Annotated in this window: 21 protein-coding genes; 12 read left to right on the top strand and 9 right to left on the bottom strand. The window is 68.6% G+C overall.

Annotated elements, in window-relative coordinates; all coding sequences use genetic code 11:
- Positions 1–71: 71 nt before the first annotated feature.
- Genes P3X83_RS21400 through P3X83_RS21410 form a run of 3 tightly spaced genes read left to right on the top strand, consistent with a single transcriptional unit; the run spans position 72 to position 1,165 of the window.
- Positions 72–326: a type II toxin-antitoxin system CcdA family antitoxin gene (locus P3X83_RS21400; protein ID WP_277306932.1), complete on the top strand. Its 255-nt coding sequence runs from the start codon at positions 72–74 to the stop codon at positions 324–326.
- A complete protein-coding gene (locus tag P3X83_RS21405; protein ID WP_277306933.1) occupies positions 323–742 on the top strand; it encodes a hypothetical protein in 420 nt (139 codons plus the stop codon). The genes P3X83_RS21400 and P3X83_RS21405 overlap by 4 nt, the downstream gene beginning before the upstream one ends.
- A 48-nt stretch (positions 743–790) precedes the next feature.
- A complete protein-coding gene (locus P3X83_RS21410; protein WP_277306934.1) occupies positions 791–1,165 on the top strand; it encodes a pentapeptide repeat-containing protein in 375 nt (124 codons plus the stop codon).
- A gap of 44 nt (positions 1,166–1,209) precedes the next feature.
- On the opposite strand, the gene P3X83_RS21415 is transcribed toward P3X83_RS21410, so the two are convergent.
- On the bottom strand, positions 1,210–1,443 hold the full coding sequence (locus P3X83_RS21415) for a hypothetical protein (RefSeq protein ID WP_277306935.1): 234 nt from the start codon (positions 1,441–1,443) through the stop codon (positions 1,210–1,212).
- Positions 1,444–1,916: 473 nt separating this feature from the next.
- Here P3X83_RS21415 and P3X83_RS21420 point away from each other — a divergent pair, with 473 nt between their 5' ends.
- On the top strand, positions 1,917–2,357 hold the full coding sequence (locus P3X83_RS21420) for a hypothetical protein (RefSeq protein WP_277306936.1): 441 nt from the start codon (positions 1,917–1,919) through the stop codon (positions 2,355–2,357).
- Between the two features lie 328 nt (positions 2,358–2,685).
- On the opposite strand, the gene P3X83_RS21425 is transcribed toward P3X83_RS21420, so the two are convergent.
- Both P3X83_RS21425 and P3X83_RS21430 read right to left on the bottom strand, forming a co-directional pair.
- Positions 2,686–6,162, bottom strand: a complete 3,477-nt coding sequence (locus P3X83_RS21425) for a TIR domain-containing protein (RefSeq protein WP_277306937.1) — start codon at positions 6,160–6,162, stop codon at positions 2,686–2,688.
- 906 nt (positions 6,163–7,068) lie between these two features.
- Entirely contained in the window at positions 7,069–9,249 is a 2,181-nt protein-coding gene (locus P3X83_RS21430) for a S8 family serine peptidase (RefSeq protein WP_277306938.1), read from the bottom strand.
- 310 nt (positions 9,250–9,559) lie between these two features.
- Between P3X83_RS21430 and P3X83_RS21435 the strand changes: the two genes are divergently transcribed.
- Both P3X83_RS21435 and P3X83_RS21440 read left to right on the top strand, forming a co-directional pair.
- A complete protein-coding gene (locus P3X83_RS21435; RefSeq protein ID WP_277306939.1) occupies positions 9,560–10,534 on the top strand; it encodes a helix-turn-helix domain-containing protein in 975 nt (324 codons plus the stop codon).
- A 347-nt stretch (positions 10,535–10,881) separates the two neighbouring features.
- A complete protein-coding gene (locus tag P3X83_RS21440; protein ID WP_277306940.1) occupies positions 10,882–11,265 on the top strand; it encodes an STAS domain-containing protein in 384 nt (127 codons plus the stop codon).
- A gap of 115 nt (positions 11,266–11,380) precedes the next feature.
- Here P3X83_RS21440 and P3X83_RS21445 read toward each other — a convergent pair whose 3' ends face one another.
- Together P3X83_RS21445 and P3X83_RS21450 are read right to left on the bottom strand one after the other, a co-directional pair.
- On the bottom strand, positions 11,381–11,641 hold the full coding sequence (locus P3X83_RS21445; RefSeq protein WP_277306988.1) for a MerR family transcriptional regulator: 261 nt from the start codon (positions 11,639–11,641) through the stop codon (positions 11,381–11,383).
- Positions 11,642–12,723: 1,082 nt separating this feature from the next.
- Positions 12,724–13,182, bottom strand: a complete 459-nt coding sequence (locus tag P3X83_RS21450) for a helix-turn-helix domain-containing protein (RefSeq protein WP_277306941.1) — start codon at positions 13,180–13,182, stop codon at positions 12,724–12,726.
- Between the two features lie 171 nt (positions 13,183–13,353).
- Here P3X83_RS21450 and P3X83_RS21455 point away from each other — a divergent pair, with 171 nt between their 5' ends.
- Genes P3X83_RS21455 through P3X83_RS21465 form a run of 3 tightly spaced genes read left to right on the top strand, consistent with a single transcriptional unit; the run spans position 13,354 to position 17,147 of the window.
- Positions 13,354–14,982, top strand: coding sequence for a CocE/NonD family hydrolase (locus P3X83_RS21455; RefSeq protein WP_277306942.1), 1,629 nt, complete (start codon positions 13,354–13,356; stop codon positions 14,980–14,982).
- Positions 14,976–15,983, top strand: a complete 1,008-nt coding sequence (locus tag P3X83_RS21460; protein ID WP_277306943.1) for an NAD-dependent epimerase/dehydratase family protein — start codon at positions 14,976–14,978, stop codon at positions 15,981–15,983. Before P3X83_RS21455 ends, P3X83_RS21460 begins: the two co-directional genes overlap by 7 nt.
- An 18-nt stretch (positions 15,984–16,001) precedes the next feature.
- On the top strand, positions 16,002–17,147 hold the full coding sequence (locus P3X83_RS21465; protein WP_277306944.1) for an FAD-dependent monooxygenase: 1,146 nt from the start codon (positions 16,002–16,004) through the stop codon (positions 17,145–17,147).
- A 257-nt stretch (positions 17,148–17,404) separates the two neighbouring features.
- Here the strand turns inward: P3X83_RS21465 and P3X83_RS21470 are convergent, their stop codons facing one another.
- Positions 17,405–18,772: a potassium transporter TrkG gene (locus P3X83_RS21470; RefSeq protein ID WP_277306945.1), complete on the bottom strand. Its 1,368-nt coding sequence runs from the start codon at positions 18,770–18,772 to the stop codon at positions 17,405–17,407.
- Between the two features lie 373 nt (positions 18,773–19,145).
- Here P3X83_RS21470 and P3X83_RS21475 point away from each other — a divergent pair, with 373 nt between their 5' ends.
- The gene (locus P3X83_RS21475; protein WP_277306946.1) at positions 19,146–19,619 is read left to right on the top strand and encodes a transcriptional regulator; all 474 of its coding nucleotides are present in this window, start codon (positions 19,146–19,148) and stop codon (positions 19,617–19,619) included.
- Positions 19,616–20,761 carry an FAD-dependent monooxygenase gene (locus P3X83_RS21480; RefSeq protein WP_277306947.1) on the top strand — a complete coding sequence of 382 codons (1,146 nt, stop codon included), beginning with the start codon at positions 19,616–19,618 and terminating at the stop codon, positions 20,759–20,761. Before P3X83_RS21475 ends, P3X83_RS21480 begins: the two co-directional genes overlap by 4 nt.
- Before the next feature lie 128 nt (positions 20,762–20,889).
- Here P3X83_RS21480 and P3X83_RS21485 read toward each other — a convergent pair whose 3' ends face one another.
- The 3 genes from P3X83_RS21485 to P3X83_RS21495 are packed head-to-tail and all read right to left on the bottom strand — an operon-like array spanning position 20,890 to position 23,176.
- Positions 20,890–21,495 carry a TetR/AcrR family transcriptional regulator gene (locus P3X83_RS21485; protein ID WP_277306948.1) on the bottom strand — a complete coding sequence of 202 codons (606 nt, stop codon included), beginning with the start codon at positions 21,493–21,495 and terminating at the stop codon, positions 20,890–20,892.
- A complete protein-coding gene (locus P3X83_RS21490; RefSeq protein ID WP_277306949.1) occupies positions 21,492–22,943 on the bottom strand; it encodes an FAD-dependent oxidoreductase in 1,452 nt (483 codons plus the stop codon). The genes P3X83_RS21485 and P3X83_RS21490 overlap by 4 nt, the downstream gene beginning before the upstream one ends.
- A gap of 17 nt (positions 22,944–22,960) precedes the next feature.
- Entirely contained in the window at positions 22,961–23,176 is a 216-nt protein-coding gene (locus tag P3X83_RS21495; RefSeq protein ID WP_277306950.1) for a hypothetical protein, read from the bottom strand.
- 54 nt (positions 23,177–23,230) lie between these two features.
- Between P3X83_RS21495 and P3X83_RS21500 the strand changes: the two genes are divergently transcribed.
- The gene (locus P3X83_RS21500; RefSeq protein ID WP_277306951.1) at positions 23,231–23,743 is read left to right on the top strand and encodes a class I SAM-dependent methyltransferase; all 513 of its coding nucleotides are present in this window, start codon (positions 23,231–23,233) and stop codon (positions 23,741–23,743) included.
- Positions 23,744–23,835: the final 92 nt, after the last annotated feature.

Here is a 23,835-nt window from a genome sequence, read left to right on the forward strand (position 1 = left end):
TTCCCTGAGCCCGACGTGTCGGGCGTCCCGGAGACCATTAAAAGATCTTACCGTGGTATTAGGATGCGAGCATGGCCGCGAAAGACACCATCAGCGTCACCCTTGACCATGAGCTGGTCGAGTACGCCAGAACCCAGACCGGCTCCCTGTCCGCCTACGTGAACCAGGCCCTGGCCGACAAGGTCCGCGAAGACCGCCGCCTCCGGGCGATCGTGCACGCCCACCGCGACCGCGCCCACAAGAACGCCGACCACGCTCTGGTGGAGCGCCGCATGGCGCATGTCGCGCAGCAACTCGCCGGCCTTTCTGGCGAGGCCGCGCAGTGACGCTGCCGCCGCTCATCCTCGACACCGGCGTCCTGGTCGAGCTGGCGCACGGCGACCTCAACGTGATGGAGATGGTGGCGCGCTGGGATGAGCAGGGCCAGCCGATGGTCATGTCCGTCGTCGCCGTGGCCGCGGCCGCTCGGGACGCCGGTTCCAAGGACGCCACCGACCTGCTGCTCGGCATCGCCACCATGGACCAGATCACGGTGGCCGGGCTGCGCGAGACCGAACACGGCATCGCCCTGGCATCCGTGCTCGGGCGAACGGAGCTCGACTGGGGCGACGCCCACGTCGCGGCCCTGGCCGACACCTCGGTCTGCCCGGTGCTCACGCTGAACGGCTCCCACTGGACGGCCGCAGCCCGTGCTTTCGACGAGCCACTGCACATCATCGCGATCGAAGACCCACCAGATTAGCCCCCGGATCGCACGCGTCGGTGAACTGATCCCCGCTTCGATCATTCGGTGCTCAGCGAGTTTCGCGACCGGTGCGCCGCCGATGAGCGCCCCGCCCGCATCCTGAACCTGATCCTAGATCGGCTACGCGAGCGCGGTCTGCTCAAACGGCCCGCCCGCCTTCCCGGGGGATGCGGACCTGTCGGATGCGAACCTGAGAGCGGCGCCTACCTGGCCCGCGCCTACCTCTTTCACGCCGATCCATCCGGGGCGAACCTGCGGCGCGCCACCCTGAGGGGCACCACCCTGAGCGGCGCCAATCTGGACAAGACAGACCTGGTCGGCGCAGATCTACGTGGCGCCTACTTGGAGGACGTACGAGGGCTATCCGAACAGCAGATACGCGCGGTGGCCAGGGTCGATGCGACAACCAGATTCCGCTGATGGACTGATTTCAAGGGCTTGAAAAAAGCAGGCGGGAAGCGTAGCTATAAGAACTGATCACCGTTTTTCCACTCCCCTCTCCCTTTTAGAGTCGTCGTGTCGGACAACCCCACCAGCCCCGTCGTGCGCAACGCCGCCCCCATCCAACTCGCCACCATCTGGGGATCGGACCGCTTCACCACCACCACCACGGGCACCTGGATCGACCTGCCCGGCGCCACCATCCCCCTGAGCGTCGGCCAGGGCACCCCCAGCTTCGGCGCGTTGTTCGTCGCCACCTTCTCCGCCGAGTCCCTGGTCAAGATCCAGGGCGACAACGGCGTGGTCTTCCTCGACATCACCTTCGGCGGGCAGAACCCCCACCCCATCGACACCAACCACCGCTTCGACTCCTCCTCAACCAGGGCACCGAGTGGAAGAGCATCACCACGGTCCGCATCGCGGAGATCCCGCCGACCATCCCGGTGGTCAACGCCACCGCCCAGGTACGCCTGCAGTACGCCGGAGGCACCATCATCGAGGCCGGCGTGCAGAACTGGGTGCTGACCATCCAGCGCTACGCCTGAGCCACCCACCCCTGGCCGTGACAAGGACCCCTACGAGCCCGGCGCTCTTGCCAGCCGCCGGGCGCGCAACTCCCGATCGCCTACGGCACCGCACGTTCGAGCCTCCCCCTCACCGCAGTGGGGCACCGCCGAGATCCTGGGCATCAGCTACAAGACCTGGGGCAACAAGGGCGGCGGCAAGGCCCATGGGCTCCGCCTCCTCAACCCCGGCCGTAAGACGCTGCTCCTTCGACCGCGCCCACGTCAAGGCCGTACGTGACGGCCGGGAACTGCCCGTCTGGCCCCAGGGCACGCGCGAGCATCCCGGCGACCTGCTCGATGAGCAAGACGTCACCTACGGGGCCGTACGACACGACCGCGCGGTGGGCCGGTTGCCCAGCTGGGCGGAGGTGTGCGGCGCGGCCCACATCAAGCGGGACACGCTGGACCACGTCATCGCCGCTGCGCAATCCCGCCTCCAGGATGGGGCCGGCCAGGTCGAACGTACATTCGGTATGGAGCGTCCGGATTTCGCGTCGTACCAGACGCTCTGGCTCACACCGCTCGCATCCTGCGCGGCACGATCCCCCCAAGTTCAGCAACAGCGCGGGCAAGACCAGATTGAAAGCGCCGTAGTAAGTCGGTGACTGCCCGCCGCATCTGAGCACCACTTGCACCGGGTCACTTGTCCGGCGCCGGACAGGTCCACCGGACAGGCGCGTGGGATCGCCCCAGGTACGGTGCCGTCCGAGACTCTCTGCGACGTCAGCGGACCCGAACCGCACTCGCCGGACCAACGCCTGCTGGACAGACTGTCCGCAGATTCACGGTTTCACGAAGACAGCCGGTCCTGCATCGGCCACGCACATGAGATCTCCTGCTCCTCCGGGCCGTGTGCGCTTTGGTCCAGCCCCCGGGTCAGGTCCGCCCGTGCTTGCCACCGAAAATCCGAGGTGGATCCGCGGGGCCGGTCGGTCACGGCAGTGAATCACCGCGTTGAAGGAGCTTACTTCCGGTCACATACGGCGTCGTGAAAGCAGCCGGCGAAGAAACGGCAGACGGCGCTGGGGGGGCCGACGGTCCTGCCGAGATCCGCCTCAACTCAATGCGGTAGAACGAGGAGATCCTGCCGTCGGCCGCGCGCTGCGCGTCCTCTATCGTCAGCCTGCCCTTCGTGCACGTCAACGTCCCGCTCGCCGTTGCCGGCACGTTGACCGCGCTCTCCTCAGTGGACTGCCCGTCGGTGGTCAAGGTCTGGCGGGCGGTCGACTCCACTCTGGTGTACGTCGCTCGGTTTCCCGTGAGCACATACCGCATCGTGTACTGCCCACGCAGGCGATATACCTTGCGTTCGCCCTGGACGCCGACAGTGGCCGTCGCCCGGGTGAGGTCGACCATCTCTCGGCCGTCAGCCGTGAACTCGCGCTGTATGCCCGTGGTGGTGGACAGCAAAGGACCGCCCGTCCGCCGGATCGTCTCCACGCTGAAGTCCTCCTGCCACCGGCCGACGAGGCAGGCGCGCAGGTCGATCCGCGGCGGGACGGAGGGGTTGACGTCGGAGACCGAGGGCGAGTGGCCCGATCCGCACAGCGGCACCTGTGGCACGTCGCCCGTGTACCGCTGCCACTCCTCACCGCTCAGCGGCGCACCGGCGGAGGCGCATATCGATCCGGCTGCGACGGCCACCGACAGGGGCCACATCCGAATGGTCTGATCGGAGCTGCCCGTGAAAAGCCAGCCTCCGCCGCCGGGCCGGAAGGCGACTGACTCGACGGACTCCTCATGGCCGGTGAGCACGGCGTACAGTTCGGCTCTACCCCTGTTGGTAACGGTGAACACCCGTATGGTCGCGTCCCGGCTAGTCGTGGCCACCATCGTGCCGTCCGCGCTGAAGGCGATGCCAGTGGCCGCGTCGGCGTGCCCGGTGGAGATCCGGCTCAGCGCCTGCACTTGCCCGCTGGGGCGCAGGGTCCACAGCTCCAGCACCTGGTCGGCCGTCACCGTGGCGAACGTCTCGGCTCCTGGCCCGAACGCGATTCCGGTCACAGCGTTACGCACGGTGATAGCGACGTCGGCCACCTCGGCGGGTCCCTGCGAGTTCAGCCCGTACACCTTGAGATGTCCGTCGGGAGTGCCGGCCACCGCCATCGGCATGCCAGGCGCGATTTCCATGGCGCTCAAACTCGAGGCCAACGTCAGCGTCCTTCCCACCGCACGCGGAATACCCCGGTCGTCGATCGCCCATTGGCGTAAGGATCCTCCTACATCACTGACAGAAGCGGTGACCAGCGACTTCCCGTCCCTGGCGAAGGCGGCTTGGTCGAGCCTTCCATCGGGAGTCGCCCGCGTGATGGCGGTCAGCGCCGGACGGGCCAAGTCACCGAGATCCCAGGTAGCCATGATCCCTTCCTCGTCCACGGAGAGCAGCATCCTGCGCGCTGCCGTGACAAGCGACGCTCGCGTCAGTGATGACGCGTGTGCACGTACGGCTTGTATCTTCGGGGCCGGCCGCAGCGGGTTGGCGGTGTTCCACACCCCGACGGTGCCCGAGCTGTCCGCAGCGAGGACCGTCCGGCCGTCGGCCGCGAACACCACGTCTTTGATCGTGCCGCCGTGCGCGACGAGCGCCGGATGGGGCAACGGCCACTTGCGAAGAGCGCCGTCGGAGGTGATGGAGCCGAGATAGCCCTGGCCGAACCAGGTGCTCATCACACCAGCGGGATGACGCAGCCGCAGGATCGCACTCTCAGCGTCGGCGGTCAACCACAGCGAGACCGTGCCGTCCTCACATGCCACCGCGATCTGCGAACCGGTGCGGTTGAAGGCCACGGCGGTCACGGTGCTCGGGAACCTTGGCGGGTCGCCCTTGGTCTTGACCTTGGCCTTGGCCGGATCACTCACGTCCCACAACCTGACAGTGTCATGACCACCGCTTGCCAACGTCGTCCCATCCGCAGAGAACTTGATCGCCCAAGCTGTCTTGGCATGACCCCGCAGCGCGACACCGATCGCCTTGGGCGACTTCGCGTCGGAAAGGTCCCACAGCCTCACCGAACCGTCCAGGCCGCCGGTGGCCAGCAGCATCCCGCCGGGCTGAAAGGCCATGCCCATGACGAATCGCTGGCCGGTGTCGTCGACCGCGCCCCGCCGGGTCGGCTTACCGGGCTCGGCGACGTCCCAGACTCGCAGACCACCCCCGACGCCGACGACCAGGAGACGCCCGTCGGCGGAGAATGCCACCAAACCTTGACCGCGGACGGCGGGGAGCGGCTCACCGAGCGGCCTCAGTTTGCCGGACCCAAGATCGAGTCGCCATAGTCGCACCGTCTCGTCGTAGGCGCCAGTGGCCAAGATGTCCGCAACGGGACTGAAGGCGGCGCTGCTGACCTTTGTCTGGACCGCGAACCGTCCGACGGCCGCCGCCGGATGAGGGACGTGCCGCATGTCAACCATCGTCAAGCCGCCCTCGTCATTGACGGTGGCAACGAAGCGTCCGGTGCGGTCCACCGCCGTAATAGGGGTGCCGTGCGGACTGCCGGGCACCCTGGTGTCATACGGTCGGGCAAATGAGCTGAGCAAACTGCTGCGGGCCTCTACCGTCGGCACCGTGCGGTACGCGGCCAAGGCGAGCTGCATCGCCACGGCAGGATCGGTAACGCGCAACTTGTCCGCCTGCGTAGCGAGCTGGCGGCTGGTCGCCAGGCGCTGGCGGTCTTCGGCTACGGCACGCTGCGCGTCAGCGATGCCGGCCTGCCGGACGGCGGCCACCGCCCCTGTGACGGCCAGCAATGTCAGCGTCACCAGCACGGCCACCGCGACGCGGACCAAACGCATTGTCCGGCGGTGCTGGCTAATGTCTTCGCCAACGATCTCGTCCTTATCGACGCGGTGCAGCGGCGCGGCCAACTCCGCGACGGCCTCGCGGAAAACCGGCAGTCGTAGTGAGTAGTCCTCCCGGTCTGCCAAACCGCGAAGGTCAATCCAGCGCGGCTCCTCGGGAAACCTCCCGTACGCGGCAGGCGGCAATGCGGTCGTCGCGGTCGGGTCGAAGTTGCCACACGCGGTGTCCCAGACGATCTCTCCACCGGTCTGTGCGATCAGCAACGTCTGCGCGGACCGAAGGGTGAGCCAGCGCCGTACCTCCCGGTCGACCCAAGGCGACGCAGCAGCCTCCGGCGACGCTAACAGGATGAGGAATTCCGATGAATCCAGCGCATTCTCGATAGATGACCACAGGCCAGGATTGGCGGAGAGGCTGTTCTCATCGAGAAAGATCCGCAGGGCCCGCTGACGATACCAGGGCCGGGCCAGGCGATGAAGGGCGTCGCGTAGCGCTGGCGCGAGGATACGATCGGCGCTGTGGCTGTAGGAGATGAAGGCCGCGTACCGTGCTGATTGGCCGGGAGCGGGCGCAGTCGAAGCGGCGTTCCATCCATTCCCAGCTACGGACATGAGGATCCTCGTGGTCGCCGTTCGGTCACTGGGCTGTTTCCGGCATCATCACGCGCCGGTGTGGCGAGGTCAATCGATCAATCGGTTGCATAATTCACCTGTACGGGCCGCACTGCTGCGGAGTGGTCCCGCGGAGGTGATCAGGAGCACGACCAACACGGTCAGCGTGTAGCGGACGCGCCGGAACTCGGAGTCGCCGCAGCGGTCGAATGCGCACTGGCGCTATGAACTGTTCAGAGTACGTAAGGAAAAGGCTACATTTAGCCTCTCTCACGGACCGCGATCGGGCCGCTACGGGGCGTCGAGCGCTCGTGTGGCTCTCGGGGTTCGGTGGCTGGTCAGGATGGGCGGGAGGGGCGCTCCGTTTCGGCCATCTTGGGCCTTGTGTCTTGAAGGGGCGCGCGGAGCTCGTGCCAGCCGGTCTTGATTTCGTCAGGGGTGAGCCGGTGGGTCGGCTGGATCCCGACGGTGCAGTCCTTACCGTCGATCACACGTTGATGGCGGTTACCTCGCCGATCGGGGCGTTCATCACGGCCTGTGGGTATTCGTCGGGTGGGTCGTCTGAATACCGGTAGGGACGTGTTCCATTTCGGCAGCGTATGCCTGGGTTTGGTCATTGCCGGTGCCGTTCGCGAGGCGATGCCGAATCTCAAGCTGCTGGCGAGCGGGCGCCGACCGGGCACTCCACGGCGGCGTGCCCGGCGGACCCGGCCGACATGACTACCCAGGGCGCAGGTGCGCCTCGCCGCCCGGAAACCGGCCGAGCGTAACCTACGCCGGTGACCATCGCCGCTCGAAGTGGGCACGGGCCGGGCGATGGAGGTCGCCGGCCCGTCCGTCACGTGATCAGCTCGACCGTCAGCCGCCAACGGCCGCAACCGGCCCGGCGCGGTCACCTGGGCGAGTTCAGCCGAGAAGCAGATCGTTCCAGCCGGTGCCGATCACGGTTGCGGTCTCGGGGAGAGGGAGGGGGTAGGCGGGTCTGGCGGTGTTGGCGTAGAGCAGCAGCTCTCCCGTGCCCGTCTTGCGGGTGATCAGGTCCGTTCGGCCGTCGTCGTTGAAGTCGCTTGCGAGGAAGGCGTTCATGGTGCCGAAGCCGAAGGAGATGGGGGTTCCTGCGCGTTGCACGGGGGAGGCGGGGTCGCCGGTGTGGCGGAACAGCAGGAGGTCTCCGTTGCTGGTTCTGCGGGTGATCAGGTCGGGTTTACGGTCGTTGGTGAAGTCACCTGCGACCAGGGCGTTCATGGTGTCGAAACCGGTGCCGACGACGGTTCCGTTGCCGGTGAAGGGAGCGGCGGGGTTGCCGCTGTGGTCGTACAGCAGGAGCTCTCCCGCAGCCGTGCGCGCGATCAGATCCATCTTGCCGTCAAGGTCGAAGTCGCCTGCGACCAGGGCGTTCATGGCGCCGAAGCCGGTGCCGACGACGGTTCCGTTGCCGGTGAAGGGAGCGGCGGGGTTGCCGTTGTGAGGGTAGAGCACCAGCTCTCCCGTGGCCGTCCTGCGAGCGAGCAGGTCCGTTTTTCCGTCCAAGGTGAAATCGGCCGCGACCAGGGCGTTGATGCCGCCGAACCCGGTACCTACGCGATAGCGGGGCTTGAAGCCGGGCGCTCCGGTGCCGGGATACAGATAGAGGTCGCCGTTCGCCGCGCGGGCCAGGATGTCGGCTATGCCGTCGAGGTCGAAGTCGGCGTGAGATCTCGCCGGTGTGGGCATGCCGACGGCGGCGTCGAGTTGTAACCGTGGCGTGGTGATGGTGGTGCCGGCGCTTTGGTAGTAGATGGGCCAACCGGAGTTTTTGATCTTTGCTTCGAGTTCCCCGACAGTGGCGGCCGGAAAGACCTGGCGCAGCACGGCGAAGGCACCGGTGACGTGCGGGGCCGCCATGGAAGTCCCCTCCATGACTTCCCGGCTGTCGGTGCGGCCGCCTTTGTCGTCCGTGGTACTGGGGACCGAGGAGACGATGTCGCTGCCGGGGGCCAAGACGTCCAGCAGCGGGCCGCGGTTGCTGAAGTCGGAGACCTCATCCGCGTCAGTGGTGCTGCCCACGGTGACGGCCGAGGAGATGCAGGCAGGGGAACTGACGCCGTTATCGAACTCGTCGTTGCCGGCCGAGATGACGGTGGCCACCCCGTCCTGGCGCAGGAGGTCGATGGCCACCTTGCGGGGATCACCGCCGCAGGGCGTGGGGTGTCTTTTCGAGTCGCCCACGCTGAGATTCACCGCCGCTAACGGCCCATCTCCACTTGTCCATGAGGTGTGAATCCAATCCAGCGCTTTCAGTTGGTCGCTGGTGACGGTTCTGATGCAGGGCACAGGGTCGTCTCCGCAGACTTCGTCGGAATTGCTTCTGCTGAAGACCTGGATCGCGAGGATTTCCGCCCCAGGGGCGACGCCGGCCTTGGCGTCGCCTCGGGCATCGTCGTTCTTGCCTGCGGCGATGCCGGCCACGTGGGTACCGTGACCGCAGTCCAGCTTCTCGTCCTGGGCGCAGGGGGCCTCCGGGTTCCCGACGTCGGCGGAGCCTGCCCCGATCTGCCGTTCGCTGCCGTTCGGGCACAGGCTGGTGTGGTCGCCGTCGTTGGTGGAGAAGCACGCCTGGCCGGTGACCCGGGGCCACAGGAAGGGGTGCCGGACGTCCACCCCCGAGTCCAGGATGGCAACCGTGGTGCCGGCGCCGGTGTGACCGGCGGCACGGGTGCGATCCGCGCCGATGAGCGCGGTGCTCTCCTCAAGCTCCGCAGAGGCGGAGCCGTCCTCGGAGATGCTGACCACCCCCGGCAGGCGCCTCAACCTGTCCAGGGCGGCCCGGTCGGCCCGCAGAGTGATCACGGGAAACGACGTGTAGCTCTCCAGCACCTCGCCGGCCGCGGTTGCCGCGGCGGGGAGGTCGGCGCGGGTTTTGGTCACCACGTTCAGCCGGACGGTGCCGCCGGGGCCTTCGGCCGCCAGCGTGTCCGCCAGCCCGGGTTCAACCCACGGTCGGGCCGGGTCAGGTGAGGCGGCGGCGGCCACGCTGCGGGGGCCCGCCGATATGGCCAGGCTGGAGGCCAGAGTGGCCAGGGTGAGCAGGATGCGAGCCAGTCGCATGGATGCCTTCCTTTCGGAAATTGGGGGGCCGAAGGCGGGGCATTGGAGTGCAAGGTTTCCATCGGGCGGGCGACCGAAAAAGTCGCCGGCTTCTCTTCCGAGGCCCCGCACAATCGCAGAGAGCGCAGCGACTCGTACGGCAACTGGTCGTATGACCTTGGCCGGTTGCGGCTTGTAATAGATTCTCGACCGTGCCGGGGCGTATGTCGTGTGCAATTTGTGCACAGCTCTGCGCTATGAGCGCACTAGCGCCCTCCTGTCCCGGCATGACAGCATTTCCCAGGCAAGGGGAGCAGGACCGGGAGGACTCATGCAAACGGTCTTCAACAGCATCGAACTACCAGTTCAGGAGCGTGCGGAGGCGTGGCGGCACGTCACTTCATCCGCGTTGATACCCACAAGAATTCACCTCCCGGAACCGCCTGTGTTCGCCGCGCAACTGGAGGTGAAATCGTTAGGTGCGGCACATATTACGGCCATGTCATATACCAAGCTCTTCTCTTACCGGACACCTAAGTTGATCCGACAATCAGACCCCGAGCATTACCAGATGGCCGTCGTCCGAACCGGATTGCAGGGAATCGAGCAGAACCGAACGCGTAACCTTGTCCGCTCTGGCGAGTTGGTGGTCTACGACAGTTCCCAGCCGTTCGAGGCGTCGTGCCTCAGCAACACCGTGAAGGGGCGATCGGTGGTCCTGCAGTTCCCCAAAGCCCTCCTGCCGTTGCCAGCGGCTCGGATCACTCGGCTGCTCGCGGTCCCGCTTCCGGCCTCCCGCGGTATCGGCCGTCTGCTCACTCAATTCCTGATCACATTGGCCGAGGACCGGATCGATTGCACCGAAGCCGACGCGCTGCGCCTGGAGCGCACCGCGATCGATCTCACCGTCGCGGTCCTGGCCCACCACCTCGAGGCCGACGCCCCGTCGCCGGTTTCCCAGGCCCACCTGCTGTACCTGCGGATCTTGTCGTTCATCGAGCAGAACCTGCACCGCGCGGACCTCGACACCGCGGCCATCGCCGCCGCGCACCACATCTCCGTGCGCTACCTGCACCGGATCTTCCAACGACACCACCACGCCGGGGTCAGCGCCCACGTGCGGGCCCGCCGCCTGGACCACTGCCGACGCGACCTGGCCGACCCCGCCCAATGCCGGGTGACGATCGTCTCCATCGCGGGGCGCTGGGGCTTCACCCGGGCTGCGGAGTTCAGCCGCCTGTTCCGCCGCGAGACCGGTTGCTCACCGAGCGACTACCGCACCGCCGCCCTCACCGGCAACACCTGATCGCGTCATTGGGCCGCATGCGGCGTGGGGGCGGGGTGGCTCGGAAGCGGGCCGGCGCGTGGCCGCTGCCCTGGACGGTACTGGGCGAGGCGGGCGGGTGGCCGTCCGTGAAGGCCTGCCGCGCAGCCCTCGCGCCGGCCCAACAGGACGCGCTCACCCGCATCGTCGAGTCGGCCGGGCTGGACGCCGGCGTCATCCCCGAGCCGCTGATAGGTGACCTTCACTCCGGCGTGGAACTGAGCACGACACGGATCGCAGCCCACTTCGGTACTCGGCTGGACTTATGTGATCAAGCTTGGAATGCCCTGTAATCGCTCCTTGTACCCTTTGGGGTAAGGAGGATGTGCATGGCTCAGGGTACCGATTCCACCGAGCGTTTCACCATGTCAATCAGTCTTGACCATGATGTCATCGTGGCACGCGCGATCGGGGAGCTGGACCGCCGGGTCGCTGAGGCGATGCGCCGCCAGGTCCAACAGGCGTGGCAGTCCACCCCGTCGGCCGGACTGGTGCTGGATTTCAGCAAGCTGACATTCTGTGATTCCACCGGCCTGAGTGTGCTGGTGCTGCTGCTGAAGCACAGCCGAGCAGAGCACTCTCCCCTGGTGCTGTGCAATACCACAACTCGGCTGGAACGGATGCTATCGATCACCGGGCTGCAAACCCAGTTCCAGGTGACACCCTCGGTGGAGCAAGCGATCCAAGCGGTGAAGTCCTCGGTTCGGCTGTGAACTCCCTGCCGCCGCATGTCCAACGCCGGGGGTGAGCTGCCGGTTCGGCCTGATCGGCGTCCCCGTCAGATCAGGCCACCAGATCAGGCCGCTGGTTCGACCTGGGAAGCCGAGGTCAGTCGGGGGCTTGGTTCTCGCGTGCGGCGTTGATGCGCAACGCTTCGGCGAGCTGGTCTTCCAAGATGAGGATGCGGCAGGCGGCTTCCAGCGCCGTACCGGCATCGACCAGTTCGCGGGCGCGGGCGGCCAGGCGGAGCTGGTAACGGGAGTAGCGGCGGTGTCCACCGTCGGAGCGTTGCGGCTCGATCAGCCCGGCTGCGCCCAGAGAACGCAGGAAGGCCGGAGTGACGCCGAGCATCTCCGCAGCCGAGCCCATGCTGTAGGCGGGATAATCCTCATCGGCGAACCTGTCATCGGCGCTGCCGTATCCCTGCCCGTGCGGGTGGGCACCGGCGGTTGGATGCGTTCGATCCATACATGCCTTTCATCACGCGGCCAGGGGCCCCGGCACATATTGCCGGGGCCCCGAAGAGGTTCAACACCATCTACCGGCCATCTGGCCGACCTATCGTTGTCCGCTTCCGCCGTACAGCGCGGCGGGGAAGCGGGGATCGCGAGTGCGTGACCGTAGACCACCTTCCTTACTGTGGAACTGCGGCACCCGCGCGGCGCTTTCGGCCTGCGGCGGGCGATCCCGATGGCGTCACCCCTCCCTTCTCTTATCTGCGAACTCTTCCTCGGTGGCAGCGTGTCCACGGACGGACCCCTCGATACTGCGCTGGCCCGTCAACGTCCGACCTTCTGCCTCCATCTCTGACTCATCCACCATGTCCGGGCAGTTCATCGTGGTGCTGTTCTGCTCGCTACCCGGTCGATCCGTCCCTTGCGATGTAAGAAAGATTAGCGCCCACACTCGCGGATGTCTACAGTCGCCGCTGCAGGTTTTTTGCGATGGTCGCGGCAGGCGCTCTGGGCCTGGCTCGATAGACGATCAAGCTTGACCGACGCTCGGCTACCGGATCGGCGACAAGTGGGCCGAGAGGGCTGGCCCCTGGTCTCGCATCCGGCGCCGTCAATTTGAGGTCATGGTCGGGATAACGGTGAGAATCTGCTGGTAGGCAGGGTGACCGGGAACCGCTGGCGGCGCGAGCGGTCCGGCCGGTGCGAGGTCCTCCTCAGCGTGCGGATAACCCGCGAGACCCCCATCTCTTTCTCCGCCCGGTCCGCGCCCCGGCCTTCGCCTACGACCATGCCGCCCGCGAACGACTGTGGCCGGTGTCCCAGGCCGCCACCGGAGATGCCGTCTGGACCTGGTGAGCTCCGTACCGCAGCCAACGGCCGGGCCGACAGCCGCATGATTTGATTCGGCCCTGGCTTGTCCTCGCATCGCCCTGAAGATCCGCGAGTTCCTCCTCGCGGGCTGAAGGCGGGCTGCCGCTTCTCCGGTCTCGAGCTGGGTCAGCCGGTCCGCTGGTGCCAGCGGTGCAGCAGGGCGGGAAGTTCGCCGAGGAGGAATTCGTAGAAGGCGTACATCCGCGCCAGGCGCTGATGGGCCGGATCGTCCTCAGCGGTGACGGCGATCCCGACGGCCGCGGCCTGGAGCATGGCTTGGATAACGGCGTTCTGGCTGGTGAACAGGGTGGCCCAGGCGTCGTCACGGAGGCGGTAGTGCTCGCGGCGGCTGCCGGGCGACGGCAGGCGTTCGATCAGCCCGACCGTCAGCAGGGACTTGATCGCGCCCGAGACCGAGCCCGCGCTGGCCTCCAGCCGCGTCGCGATCTCACCGGCGGTGACGCCGTCCTGCTCGGTGAACAGGAAGACCGCCAGGGTTCGCGCGGCCATGCGCTGCAGCCCGCCCTCGATCAGCGTCAGGGCCAGTCGTTCCGCCGCCTGCCATTGTTCGTACCGGTCGTCCACGTGTTCGCCTCCTTCAGGGGAAGCAGGATACCGAACTTCCAACGTCTTCAGAAATTTCTGAAAAGTCGGTATATTGCTGACATCGGGCTTCCACCGGAAGCTCGATGGTGTGCCGGGAAGCCTGGTCGGCGATGTGACGTCTCCTCAGCATTTGACGGGAGTTGACCGGCCATGACCCTGCTCAGCCGTTTGCTCGGCGTGCGCCCCGCGCTTCGTCACCGGGTGCGGGTACGGCGGGACGTGGAGATCCCGGCCGCCGATGGTGTGCGGCTGCTGGCCACGCACTACTACCCGGTGACCCGGCGCGGGTCTCCGCTGGTGCTGCTGCGCAGCCCCTACGGCCGGGGCAATGCCCTGGACCGGCTCCCGGCGCTGCTGGCCGAGCGCGGCTACCAGGTGCTCTATCAGAGCCTGCGCGGCACCGCCGGGTCTGCTGGCCGTTTCGACGGGTTCGTCATTGACCCGGCCGACGGCGACGGCACACTGAGCTGGCTGCGCGCCCAGCCGTGGTTCGGTGGCGAGCTGGCCACCTGGGGGGCCAGCTACCTCGGATTCGCGCAGTGGGAGCTGGCCGCCCGGGACATCCCGGAATGGAAGATCGCGTTGGTTCAAGACGCGCCGTCCTCCTTCGCCGATGTCTTCATGTACCCGGGTGGGGCGTTCGCGACGGGTAACGCGCTGGGCTGGGTGCAGTTGGTGGAGCGGATGTTCACTGGGGGCTACAGCACCATCCGCCAAATGCTCGGCTTGGCCGGCGCGGCGCGGCGGCTGTCGCGTGCCACGCTCACCCTTCCGCTGCAGGAGGCCGATCGTGGGCTGACCGGCCACCCTGTGCCCTGGTTCCGGGACTGGGTCCGCCACGGTCCCGGCGAGCCGTACTGGGCGAGCACCGACCACCGCGCCAACGTCGTGCGGATGCCGCCGGTGGTGCACCTGCAGGGCGGCTGGCACGACTTCTTCCTGCCAGGGATGCTGGCCGACTACGCCTCTCTGTCCGCCGCCGGGCGGACCGTGCGGCTGCTGGTCGGCCCGTGGAGCCACGGCCGCGGCCTCTACACCCGCGAGGGGCTGGCCGACGCGCTCGCCATGCTGGACGCCGTCCTGCTCGGACGGCAGGCGCCTGCGGGCGTACGGCTGTTCGTCACCGGCGGGGGCCGCTGGATCGACGTGCCCGCCTGGCCGCCCGCGCACGAGGCGACTGCCTGGTTCCTGAACCCGGGCGGCGGGCTCAGCCGTACCCCGCCCGACTGCCAGAGCTCTCCCAGCCGCTACCGCTACGACCCCGCCGACCCCACCCCCACGGTCGGCGGCACGCAGGTCGGCATGTCGGCTGGAGCCAAGGACAACCAGCGCGTCGAGGCCAGAGCCGACGTGCTCACCTTCACCACCGCGCCCTTGGACGAAGACGTCGAGGCCATCGGCCCGGTCCGCGTCCGCCTGCACGTGCGCTCGGCCAACCCGCACGCCGACTACTTCGCCCGGGTCTGCGAAGTGGACCCGCGGGGCCGGTCGGTCAACGTGTGCGACGGCATCGTCCGGCTGCAAGAAGCCGGCCCTATCCAGGCCGGTGACATCCGTGTGGCCGACATCGACCTGTGGCCGATGGCCCACCGCTTCCGGGGCGGCCACCGCATCCGGCTGCAGGTCTCCAGCGGGGCTCACCCGCGCTTCGGCCGTAACCCCGGCACCGGCGAACCGCTCGCGACCGGGCGCGAGCTGCGCTCTTCGGAGCACGAGATCTTCCACGACCGCAGCAACCCGTCAGCCCTGTGGCTGCCCCTCACCCCTGGAGCATGGTGAAAATACTCGTTCTCGGCGGCACCCACCACGTGGGCCGCGCCATCGTGGAGGCCGCGCTGGAGCGCGGCGATGAGGTGAGCACCCTCAACCGCGGCCTCAGCCGCGCCCCCGCGCCCGGCGTGCGCGCGCTGATCGCTGATCGCACCGACGCCGAGTCCGTCCGGCGGGCGCTCGGCAACGCGGAATGGGACGCGGTCGTCGACACCTGGGCCTGGGCTCCCAACGTGGTGCGAGAGTCCGCCCGTCTGCTGGCCGATCGCGCAGGACACTACGGATACGTCTCCAGCCGCGGCGTGCACCGCTGGCCCTGGCCGCCCGGCGCCGACGAGCACGCGCCCCTGGTCGACGGTGACCCCGGCAGCACCGACTACGCCGACTACGCCGCCGCCAAGCGCGGCGGTGAGCTCGCCGTCACCGAATCCTTCGGCGAGCGGGCGCTGCTGGCCAGGGCCGGGATGATCCTCGGCCCCTATGAAGACGTCGGACGCATCCCGTGGTGGCTGCGCCGCCTGGAGAAGGGCGGACGGGTCCTGGCCCCCGCCCCCGCCGACACGCCCCTGCAGTATCTCGACGTCCGGGATCTGGCGGCCTGGATGCTGCGCTCGGCTGAACGCGGCCTGAGCGGGGCCTTCACCGTGACCGGCCCACCCGGCGCGATCACTCTCGGCGACCTGCTCACCACGGCGCTGGAGGTCACCGGCTTCGACACCGAACTGGTGTGGGCACCGCGGGAACTGCTGCTGCGGCACGGCCTGCCGCTCGGCATGGAGCTCGGACTGCGCATGCCCGACGGCAGCGCCCCGAGCGGCATGCACGACGCCGACGTCCGCGCGGCCTTGGCCGAAGGACTCACCACGCGCCCGCTGCGCGAGACCCTCGCCGACACCTGGGCCTGGCTCCAGGCCGAAGGCGACCCGGCACCCCGCGCGGACGCGCCTTCCCCCGACACCTGGCTGGACGCCGCCGCCGAACAGCGGCTGCTCGACCAGCTCTCCCACTAAAGGAACTCGAAGACTTTCATGCGCGCCATCATCATCGGAGCCGGCATCGCCGGCCTGGCCACCGCCCTGCGCCTGCGCCAGATCGGCTGGGACGCCCTCATCGTCGAACGTGCCCCGCAGCGGCGCGGCGGCGGCTACGCCGTCACCTTCGGCGGCATCGGCTACGACGCCGCCGAACGCCTCGGCATCGTGGACGACCTGCGAGCGAAGGCGTTCGACACCACCGAGCTCGTCTATCACAAGAGCGACGGATCGCGCCGCTTCTCCCTCGACCGTGCCACCATCGCCGCCACCACCGGGCCGCGCTCGATCACCATCCTGCGCGGTGACCTGGAAGCCGTCCTGTACGAGAAGGTCCATGCCCACACCGAGATCCGCTTCGGCACCACCCTCACCGCCGTCGACCAGGACGAGCACGCCGTCCGCGTCACCCTGAGCGACGGCAGTATCGAGGAGGGCGACCTGCTGATCGGCGCCGACGGCCTGCACTCGGCCACCCGCGCCCTGCTGTTCGGTCCGGAGGAGGACTTCCTGCTCGACCTGGAGCACAAGGTCGCCGTCTTCATGCTCGACCATCGGCCCGCGACCATCGCGCCGGGCGCGACCGGCACACTGTCGTCCAACGGCCGTACCGCGGCGGTCATCAGCGTCGGCGACGGCCGCAACGTCGCCTTCTTCGGCTACCGCACCAGCCACGCCCGCCCAGAGGAGGACGTCGCCACCCAGCTGGGACGCGTCTACGGCGACCTCGGCTGGGTCATCCCCGAAGCCCTCGCCGGCCTCCAGCGGGCCGATTCCGTCTACTTCGACACCATCAGCCAGGTCGTCGCACCGCATTGGAGCAGCGGCCGGGTGGTGCTGCTCGGCGACGCCGCCTGGTGTGTCACCCTGTTCGCCGGGTACGGCTCCTCACTGGCCGTCGGCGGCGCCGACCTGCTCGGCACCGAACTGGCCGCCCACCCGGACGACATCAGCGCGGCACTGCGTGCGTGGGAGACTGCGCTACGCCCTGAGGTGACCAAAAAGCAGAAGCTCGGCAGGCGCGTCAAAGGCGTTTACGCCCCCGCCAACCCGCTGCTGCTGTGGCTGAGCCTGCTCCCGCTGCGCCTGGCCTCCCTGCCACCGGTCCGCCGGTATATGACCCGCCGCTTCATCAAGGGCTGAGCACCGCGCAGGTGGCCGGGCCAACGAGCTGATGCCGCATTCCAAACCCACCCGGCCCGATGCCGGACGATGGCCCGGCTCCGCCGACCGCCGGGCCTCACGCCACGACGTCGGCCGTGTCCCAGCCACCGGCGAGCCCTGCAAACGTTCAGCTCACCACAGGACAGGGCCTCCAGCTTCAATCGCCCGATCAGGGCACGTGCGCGTACCAGAGGTTGAACGACAAGGCGAGCGCTCGGACTCGGCTCGCGGCGTTCTCAACCGACGATCATTGACTGTTCGGGATACTCGATGCGACGGCCCCGCTCTCTGAGAGCGAGTGCGGTCCCCAGGGTGAGCGGGCCGACTCTGCCCGTGAACATCAGCAACGTCAGCAGCAGGTGGCCCGCGGTGGGCAAGTCCGCCGTGATCCCGGTGGACAAGCCGACGGTCGCGAACGCCGAGACGGCCTCGAACAGTACTGCGTCCAGACTGTGCGGGGTGAGCCCGACCAGGATGAACGTGGACACGGCGACCAGCCCGGCACTGAACATGGTGATCGCGACGGCCTGCCGCTGAGTCGCCGCGCCCAGCGAGCGGTGGGCGATGTCCACCCGAGGCCGCCCACGCAACTCGGCCCAGGCCATGAAGAACAGCACACCGAGCGTGGTGACCTTGATCCCGCCCGCGGTTCCGGCGGTGCCGCCGCCGATGAACATCAACACGTCGGTGACCAGCCAACTGGAGGGAGACATCTGGGAGACGTCCAGCGTGTTGAAACCGGCGGTCCTGGGCATCACGGCGGCGAAGAAGGCGGCCAGGAGCTTGCCCGCGTCATCCAGCGGCGCGAGAGTGCCGGGGTTGTTCCATTCACCGAACAGGAAGGCCGACGTTCCCGCCACCAGCAGGATGCCGGTGAGGGTCACGGTCAGCCGTGTCAGCAGGGTCCAGTGCCGCGGCCGCCGCCAGGAGCGCAACAATTCGAATACCACGGGAAAGCCCAGCCCGCCCACGATGACGGCGGACGCCACGGACAGACAGATCCAGGGGTCGGCGACGAACCTGACCAGGCTGTCCGGCCACAAAGCGAATCCGGCGTTGTTGAACGCCGAGACCGCGTGGAAGACCCCGAGATAGGCGGCCCGGCCGGGCGACTCACCGTACCCGAGGATGAACCGGCCGGTCAGAACGACGGCCAGTAACGCCTCACAGGTGAGGCTGAACAGCACGACCTTGCGCACAGTGCGGCCCAGGCCGTCGGCGCTGGAGGTCTTGGCCTCGGCCTGGGCCGACAGCCGGAAGTGCAGTCTGAGCCGGCCGGAGAGGGCCAGAGTGATCAGCGTGGCCAGGGTCATGATGCCCAGCCCGCCCGCCTGGATCAGCGCGGTGATCACCAACTGGCCGAACACCGACCAGTGCGAGCCGGTGTCCACGGTCGCCAGCCCGGTCACGCAGACGGCCGAGGTCGCGGTGAACAGAGCGGTCAGCCAGCCCGCTGATTCCCCTTCAGAGGTGGCGATGGGAAGCGCGAGCAGCCCCGTGCCGAGCAGTACGGCGGCACCGAAGCCGATCGCGACGGCTCGGGCCGGACGCCGTCCGACCAGGGCGTTCAGCACGCCGATCGTCCGGTTCGCATCGATGGCCACGGGGCTGGCCGCTGTGTCTTCATGCGGCAGGCTGGGCCGGGCCGCTGCTGGATGGACCGGTCGGCGGATCCTGGTCGCATGTCGGCCTCCCATCGGTCGCACGTGGACGATCAGCTCCCGTCACGGGAGCAGCCAGGACGATATAGGGCCATTTGCGGATACGGCGCGTTCTTGACGTCTTCTTGACGCCGCATCCGGGACCATCAGGGCGCCTCTCCGAGCTGGCCGCTGATCGGGTGTCCAGCGCGATAGACGCTTGGGCGCGCCGCCGACCGGTCAGCCACGCCCTTCGCCGCGTGCCCCAGCCCAAAACCAGGGTTGATCGATACATGAGTTTCAGTTAATACTGAAACAACTGAAATAGGGGGTGGGCATGACCGATCAGGATGCGTTGCTGCACTGGGTGGAACGGGTGGCGATGTACCTGGCGCGTGACGGTGTGCCGCCGATCGCTGGACGGGTGCTGGGCTGGCTGATGGCCTGTGACCCGCCCGAGCAGTCGGCCGGTCAGATCAGTGCGGCCATCGGCGCCAGTCGCGCGTCATTGACCTCCAACCTCCGCCTGCTGACCGGCATGGGCTTCCTGACGTGGCGGACCCGCCCTGGAGAGCGGACCGTCTACTACCGAATGGCCGAGGACGCCTGGACGGTCGTGATCCATCGGCAGATCGCCGGGATCACCGCGTTCCTCGACATCACCGAACAGGGCCTGGACATGGTCGGACAGGCCGGAGAACGCGCCACGCGGATCCGTCAGGCGCACGCGGCCTTCGAGTGGATGGCCGCGGTCTTCGATCAGGCGCCCGCGCTGCGGCCGGGCCACGGGAAGGACGGCGAGACCACATGAGCGGGCAGGCGATCGTGGTAGGCGGCGGCATCGGCGGGCTGGCGGCCGCGCTGGCCCTGCATCGAATCGGCTGGCGGGCCGTTGTGTTGGAGCGCGCGCCCGAACTGCGCGAGATCGGCGCGGGCATGTCCCAGGCCCCCAACGCGATGCGCGCGCTGGCCGAACTCGGCGTCGGAGAGCAGGCCCGCGCCGTCGGCGTGCCCACCCACGCCTCAGGTAACCTGCGCACCCCGGACGGCCGCTACCTGCAACGCGCCCGGCTCGATGACCCAACCGCGATGGTGGCGTTTCACCGCGCCGACCTGCACCGGGTGCTGGCCGACGCGGTGCCGTCCGGCTGGATCCGCACGGATCGCGAGGTCACCGAGGTGCGCCAGGACGGCACGCGGGCGAGCGTCCGCTACGGCGAGACCGAGATGAGCGCCGACGTGGTCATCGCCGCTGACGGCATCAACAGCGCCATCCGCCGTCATGTGTGGCCGCAGACGCCACCGCGGTTCCTGGGGCGTACGGCCTGGCTGGGCATCGCCGAGGTGGCGGATCTTCCGGGCAGCATCACGCTCGGTCCGGGTGGCTACTTCCTCATCCACCCCGTCGCACGCGGGCGGGCCTACTGGGCCTATGTCACCGTTGCCGACGCTCCCGGCGTCCGCTGCGATCGCGAGAAGGACGACCTCACCCGCAGACTGCACGGCTGGCACGATCCGATCCCCGCGCTGATCGAGGCCACACCGGCCGACGCGGTGATCCACATCGATATCCGGGACCTGGATCCGCTGCCCGGCTATGTCCGTGGCAGGGTGGCCTTGCTCGGGGACGCGGCGCACGCGATGAGCCCCGATCGGGGGCAGGGGGCCGGGCAGTCGCTGGAGGACGCCGTCGTGCTCGCGGCGTCGCTCGCCGGTGAGAGCTCGATCGATGCCGCGCTGCGCCGCTATGACACCGAACGCCGCCCACGTACTCAGGCCATCGCCCGCGGAGCACGCGCCGACGGGCGGCGGACCACCTCAAGGGCGGCCTACCGCGCGATGGTGACCATGATCGGCCTGACGCCCGCGCCCCTGTGGCGTGCGGGAATCGCCGCCGATGGCAACGCCACTTGGCGATGGCGCCCGCCGGCCCTGTCGCCGCGCGCCGGATGACCGACCTGGTGTCGCGGCCCCGGCACGAGGCGGTCACGGGCGGGCACCTCGTCAAGCTGGCGAGCCCGGCCCAGGCGCCCTGACGGCGGCTGTCCTGGCCCGGTTCATCTGCCCGAATCGAGGGGCGTTCAGCGTGTGGGGAGAAGGCCGGCTTGACGGTAGACGGCGGTGAGGTAGCGCAGCATCTCCTCGGAGTCCGGGGGGTCGGGTCGCAGGACGCGGTAGGTCACCGCGCCGGCCATCATGTCGATGATCACGTCCAGGTCGGCGTCCGGCGCCACCGCGCCGTCCTGCTGGGCCCGCCGGAGCATCGCGGCGGCCAGCTCACGGCGAGGCAGGATGTAGCGCCTCCAGTAGACGGCCATCAGCGATGGATGACTCACGGCGCTGCCCATGATGCGGGCGACCAGCGCTCGAAAACCGGGATCGGCGGTCATCCGGGCCGCCGCCGGAAGGACATGCTCGATGATGTCCTGTGGCCGCAGCGCGTCCACGTCGGCGGCGGACGGGACCACTTCGGCGTCGACCCACTGCTCGACGGCCTGGGCGATCAGCTCTTCCTTGCTGCTCCAGCGGCGGTAAACGGTGAGTTTGCCGACCCCGGCGCGCTTGGCGACCTGTTCCATGCTGGTGCCCTCGACGCCGTGCTCGACGAACAGGTCCAGCGCCGCACGCAGGATCGCGGCATCGGTCTCGGGATCACGAGGGCGTCCGCGTCCCCGGACGGCGGTCATCCGAGGGCCTCGTTGAGCCAGCGGGTGAAGTCGGCCGGACCGCCCTTGCCGGCCAGGTGCCCGTCCGGGCGCACCAGCATGGCCGGTCCCGGTCGCTGGAGGTGGACCACCCGGTCGCCGAGCCGCCGCCGGGCCGCCTCGAAGGCCGCCCGATCGCCCAGGACGGCCCAGCGGCCGCGCAGTTCCGCGTGCAACCTGGTGCGTCCCCCGTCGGGCCGTTCACAGGGCAGGTCGGCGAGACGGTCGCCGGGGCGGGGCTTTCGCCCCCGCCCGCCGAGCGGGCCGCGCCGGTAGCTCACCCACAGCTGGGAGGTCGAGTAGGTGGTCCAGCGCTGGATCCAGGGCCGGCTGAAGATCCGCATGAGCACCTGGTCGCGAAGGAACCGGCCGATGGGACCGGCGGCGATGTTGAGTTTGGTGGCCGCGGTGCTGCCGCGCAGTACCGCGGTGGCCAGCGGGCGGCGTTCGGCCTGGTAGGTGTCGAGTAACGCCTCCTGGGCGCGGCCTCGCACGACCAGGGCGAGTTTCCACGCGAGGTTCTCGGCGTCGCCGAGGCCGGTGAGCATGCCCTGCCCGCCGAATGGCGCGTGCACGTGGGCGGCGTCGCCGGCCAGCAGGACGCGCCCGGCGCGGTAGGTGTCGGCCAGGCGGCGGTGCACGCTGAACAGCGACGCCCAGGTGACGTCGTACAGGCGGATGCCGGACAGGCCGGTGCGCGCGGGCAGGATGTGCCGCATCCGGTCGGCGATCTGCTCCTCGGAGGGCTTGTCGTCGCGGAAGCCGGCGTCGTAGGCGAGCAGGCGCCACTGGTCGCCCGGCATCGGCATGGCGCCCAGCACGCCGTCGGGGTGGGCCCAGCCGCTGGTTCCCGAGCGGTCCAGCCCGGGGTCCAGACGGCCGTCGACGAGCAGAAACCGTTCGCTGACCTTGACGCCGGGAAAGCCGATGCCCGCCAGCTTGCGCACGGTGCTGCCGGTTCCGTCGCAGCCTGCCAGCCAGCCCGCACGGATGCTACGGCCGTCGGCGACGGTCGCGGTGACGCCGGTGGCGTCCTGCCGGGCCTCGACCAGCGCCGAGCCCCACTCCGGGTGGCCGCCCAGTTCGGCCAGCCGTTCACGCAGCCGCGCCTCGACCCGGGCCTGGGAGATCACCATTGGCGGGGCGGCCGTGCCGAGCCCGGGGTCGCCGAACCGGATCCTCATCATCGGGCGGTCACCGGCGTAGGTGGTGATGGTCATCGCCCGAACCGACTCCTCCGGCAGGCCGCTCAGGGCTCCCAGACGGTCCAGCACCTCCGAGCCGCGCGCGTGCACGAAGTTCGCCCGCGAAGTGGTCGCCGGCCCCGCGGCCTTGTCGATCACCCGCACTCGTACGCCGTGCTGCAGCAGAGCGCACGCCAGCGCCAGGCCGACCGGCCCCGCGCCCACCACCAGGACATCCGTGTCCACTGGCCTCACCTCATTTTTTATTTTACGAAACGGTATCGTAAATAAAATGATCCGTCCACAGGCAGGTCACTGGCCGCCGACATGGCCGCGATCTTCACCATCGAGCCATGGCTCTGGCGCGCGAAAGGATCATGGCCGATAGTGAACCCATGATGGCGTTCGCCCCCATTCAGCCGTCGGACGACGGTGCGCTCATAAGTGCCGTCATGGGTGCCGGGATGGAGCAGTTCCACCACCCCAGGCCGATTCGAGCCGGAACCACACCGACGGCCGAACGACACGGCTTGATGCGAGGTCTCGCCGGGCGGGTGATCGAGCTCGGCGCGGGAGACGGAGTCAAGCTCCTGTGCTACCCGGAGGCCGTCGACGAGATCATCCTCGTCGAGCCGGACTTCTACCTTCGATCCGCCGCCCAGCAGGTCGCCGATACCCTGCCGCGTACCGTTCAGATCATCGACGGCACTCCGGCGGCGGTGCCGCTGCCCGATGGGTCGTGTGACGCCGTCGTGTGCTCGCTGGTGCTGTGCCGCGCGCCCGTGGCTCAGACCCTCGCGGAGGTCCGCCGGCTGCTACGGCAAGGTGGGCAGCTGCGCTTTTACGAGCACGCACGATCGGCCGTCGCCCCCCTGGCGTTGACGCAGAGCCTGGTCAGCCCGTTGTGGGCGCTGGCCGGAGGCGGGTGTCACCTCGACCGTGTCCCGCTAAGGGCCATATCGGCGGCCGGGTTCGCCATCGAGCGGGTGGACCGCCGCTCCTTTCGCGGGTTCAGTCATGTGGTCGGAGCCGCCACGGCCCGATAGAACCACGTACTGACTGAGGTGAGGCGCTTGAGGCGCGCCCGCATCGGACGGCTCCGGCTGGTGCCACCCCACACCGCGGTCCGAGACCGGGT

Origin of the sequence: Spongiactinospora sp. TRM90649 (genome assembly GCF_029382225.1) — a bacterium.
Lineage (GTDB): Bacteria > Actinomycetota > Actinomycetes > Streptosporangiales > Streptosporangiaceae > Spongiactinospora.

Coding starts and splice junctions, on each gene's coding strand:
- P3X83_RS21400 (WP_277306932.1), top strand. CDS start 72: ATGGCCGCGAAAGACACCATCAGCGTCACCCTTGACCATGAGCTGGTC.
- P3X83_RS21420 (WP_277306936.1), top strand. CDS start 1,917: ATGGGCTCCGCCTCCTCAACCCCGGCCGTAAGACGCTGCTCCTTCGAC.
- P3X83_RS21425 (WP_277306937.1), bottom strand. CDS start 6,162: ATGTCCGTAGCTGGGAATGGATGGAACGCCGCTTCGACTGCGCCCGCT.
- P3X83_RS21430 (WP_277306938.1), bottom strand. CDS start 9,249: ATGCGACTGGCTCGCATCCTGCTCACCCTGGCCACTCTGGCCTCCAGC.
- P3X83_RS21435 (WP_277306939.1), top strand. CDS start 9,560: ATGCAAACGGTCTTCAACAGCATCGAACTACCAGTTCAGGAGCGTGCG.
- P3X83_RS21440 (WP_277306940.1), top strand. CDS start 10,882: ATGGCTCAGGGTACCGATTCCACCGAGCGTTTCACCATGTCAATCAGT.
- P3X83_RS21445 (WP_277306988.1), bottom strand. CDS start 11,641: ATGGGCTCGGCTGCGGAGATGCTCGGCGTCACTCCGGCCTTCCTGCGT.
- P3X83_RS21455 (WP_277306942.1), top strand. CDS start 13,354: ATGACCCTGCTCAGCCGTTTGCTCGGCGTGCGCCCCGCGCTTCGTCAC.
- P3X83_RS21460 (WP_277306943.1), top strand. CDS start 14,976: ATGGTGAAAATACTCGTTCTCGGCGGCACCCACCACGTGGGCCGCGCC.
- P3X83_RS21465 (WP_277306944.1), top strand. CDS start 16,002: ATGCGCGCCATCATCATCGGAGCCGGCATCGCCGGCCTGGCCACCGCC.
- P3X83_RS21475 (WP_277306946.1), top strand. CDS start 19,146: ATGACCGATCAGGATGCGTTGCTGCACTGGGTGGAACGGGTGGCGATG.
- P3X83_RS21480 (WP_277306947.1), top strand. CDS start 19,616: ATGAGCGGGCAGGCGATCGTGGTAGGCGGCGGCATCGGCGGGCTGGCG.
- P3X83_RS21485 (WP_277306948.1), bottom strand. CDS start 21,495: ATGACCGCCGTCCGGGGACGCGGACGCCCTCGTGATCCCGAGACCGAT.
- P3X83_RS21500 (WP_277306951.1), top strand. CDS start 23,231: ATGCGAGGTCTCGCCGGGCGGGTGATCGAGCTCGGCGCGGGAGACGGA.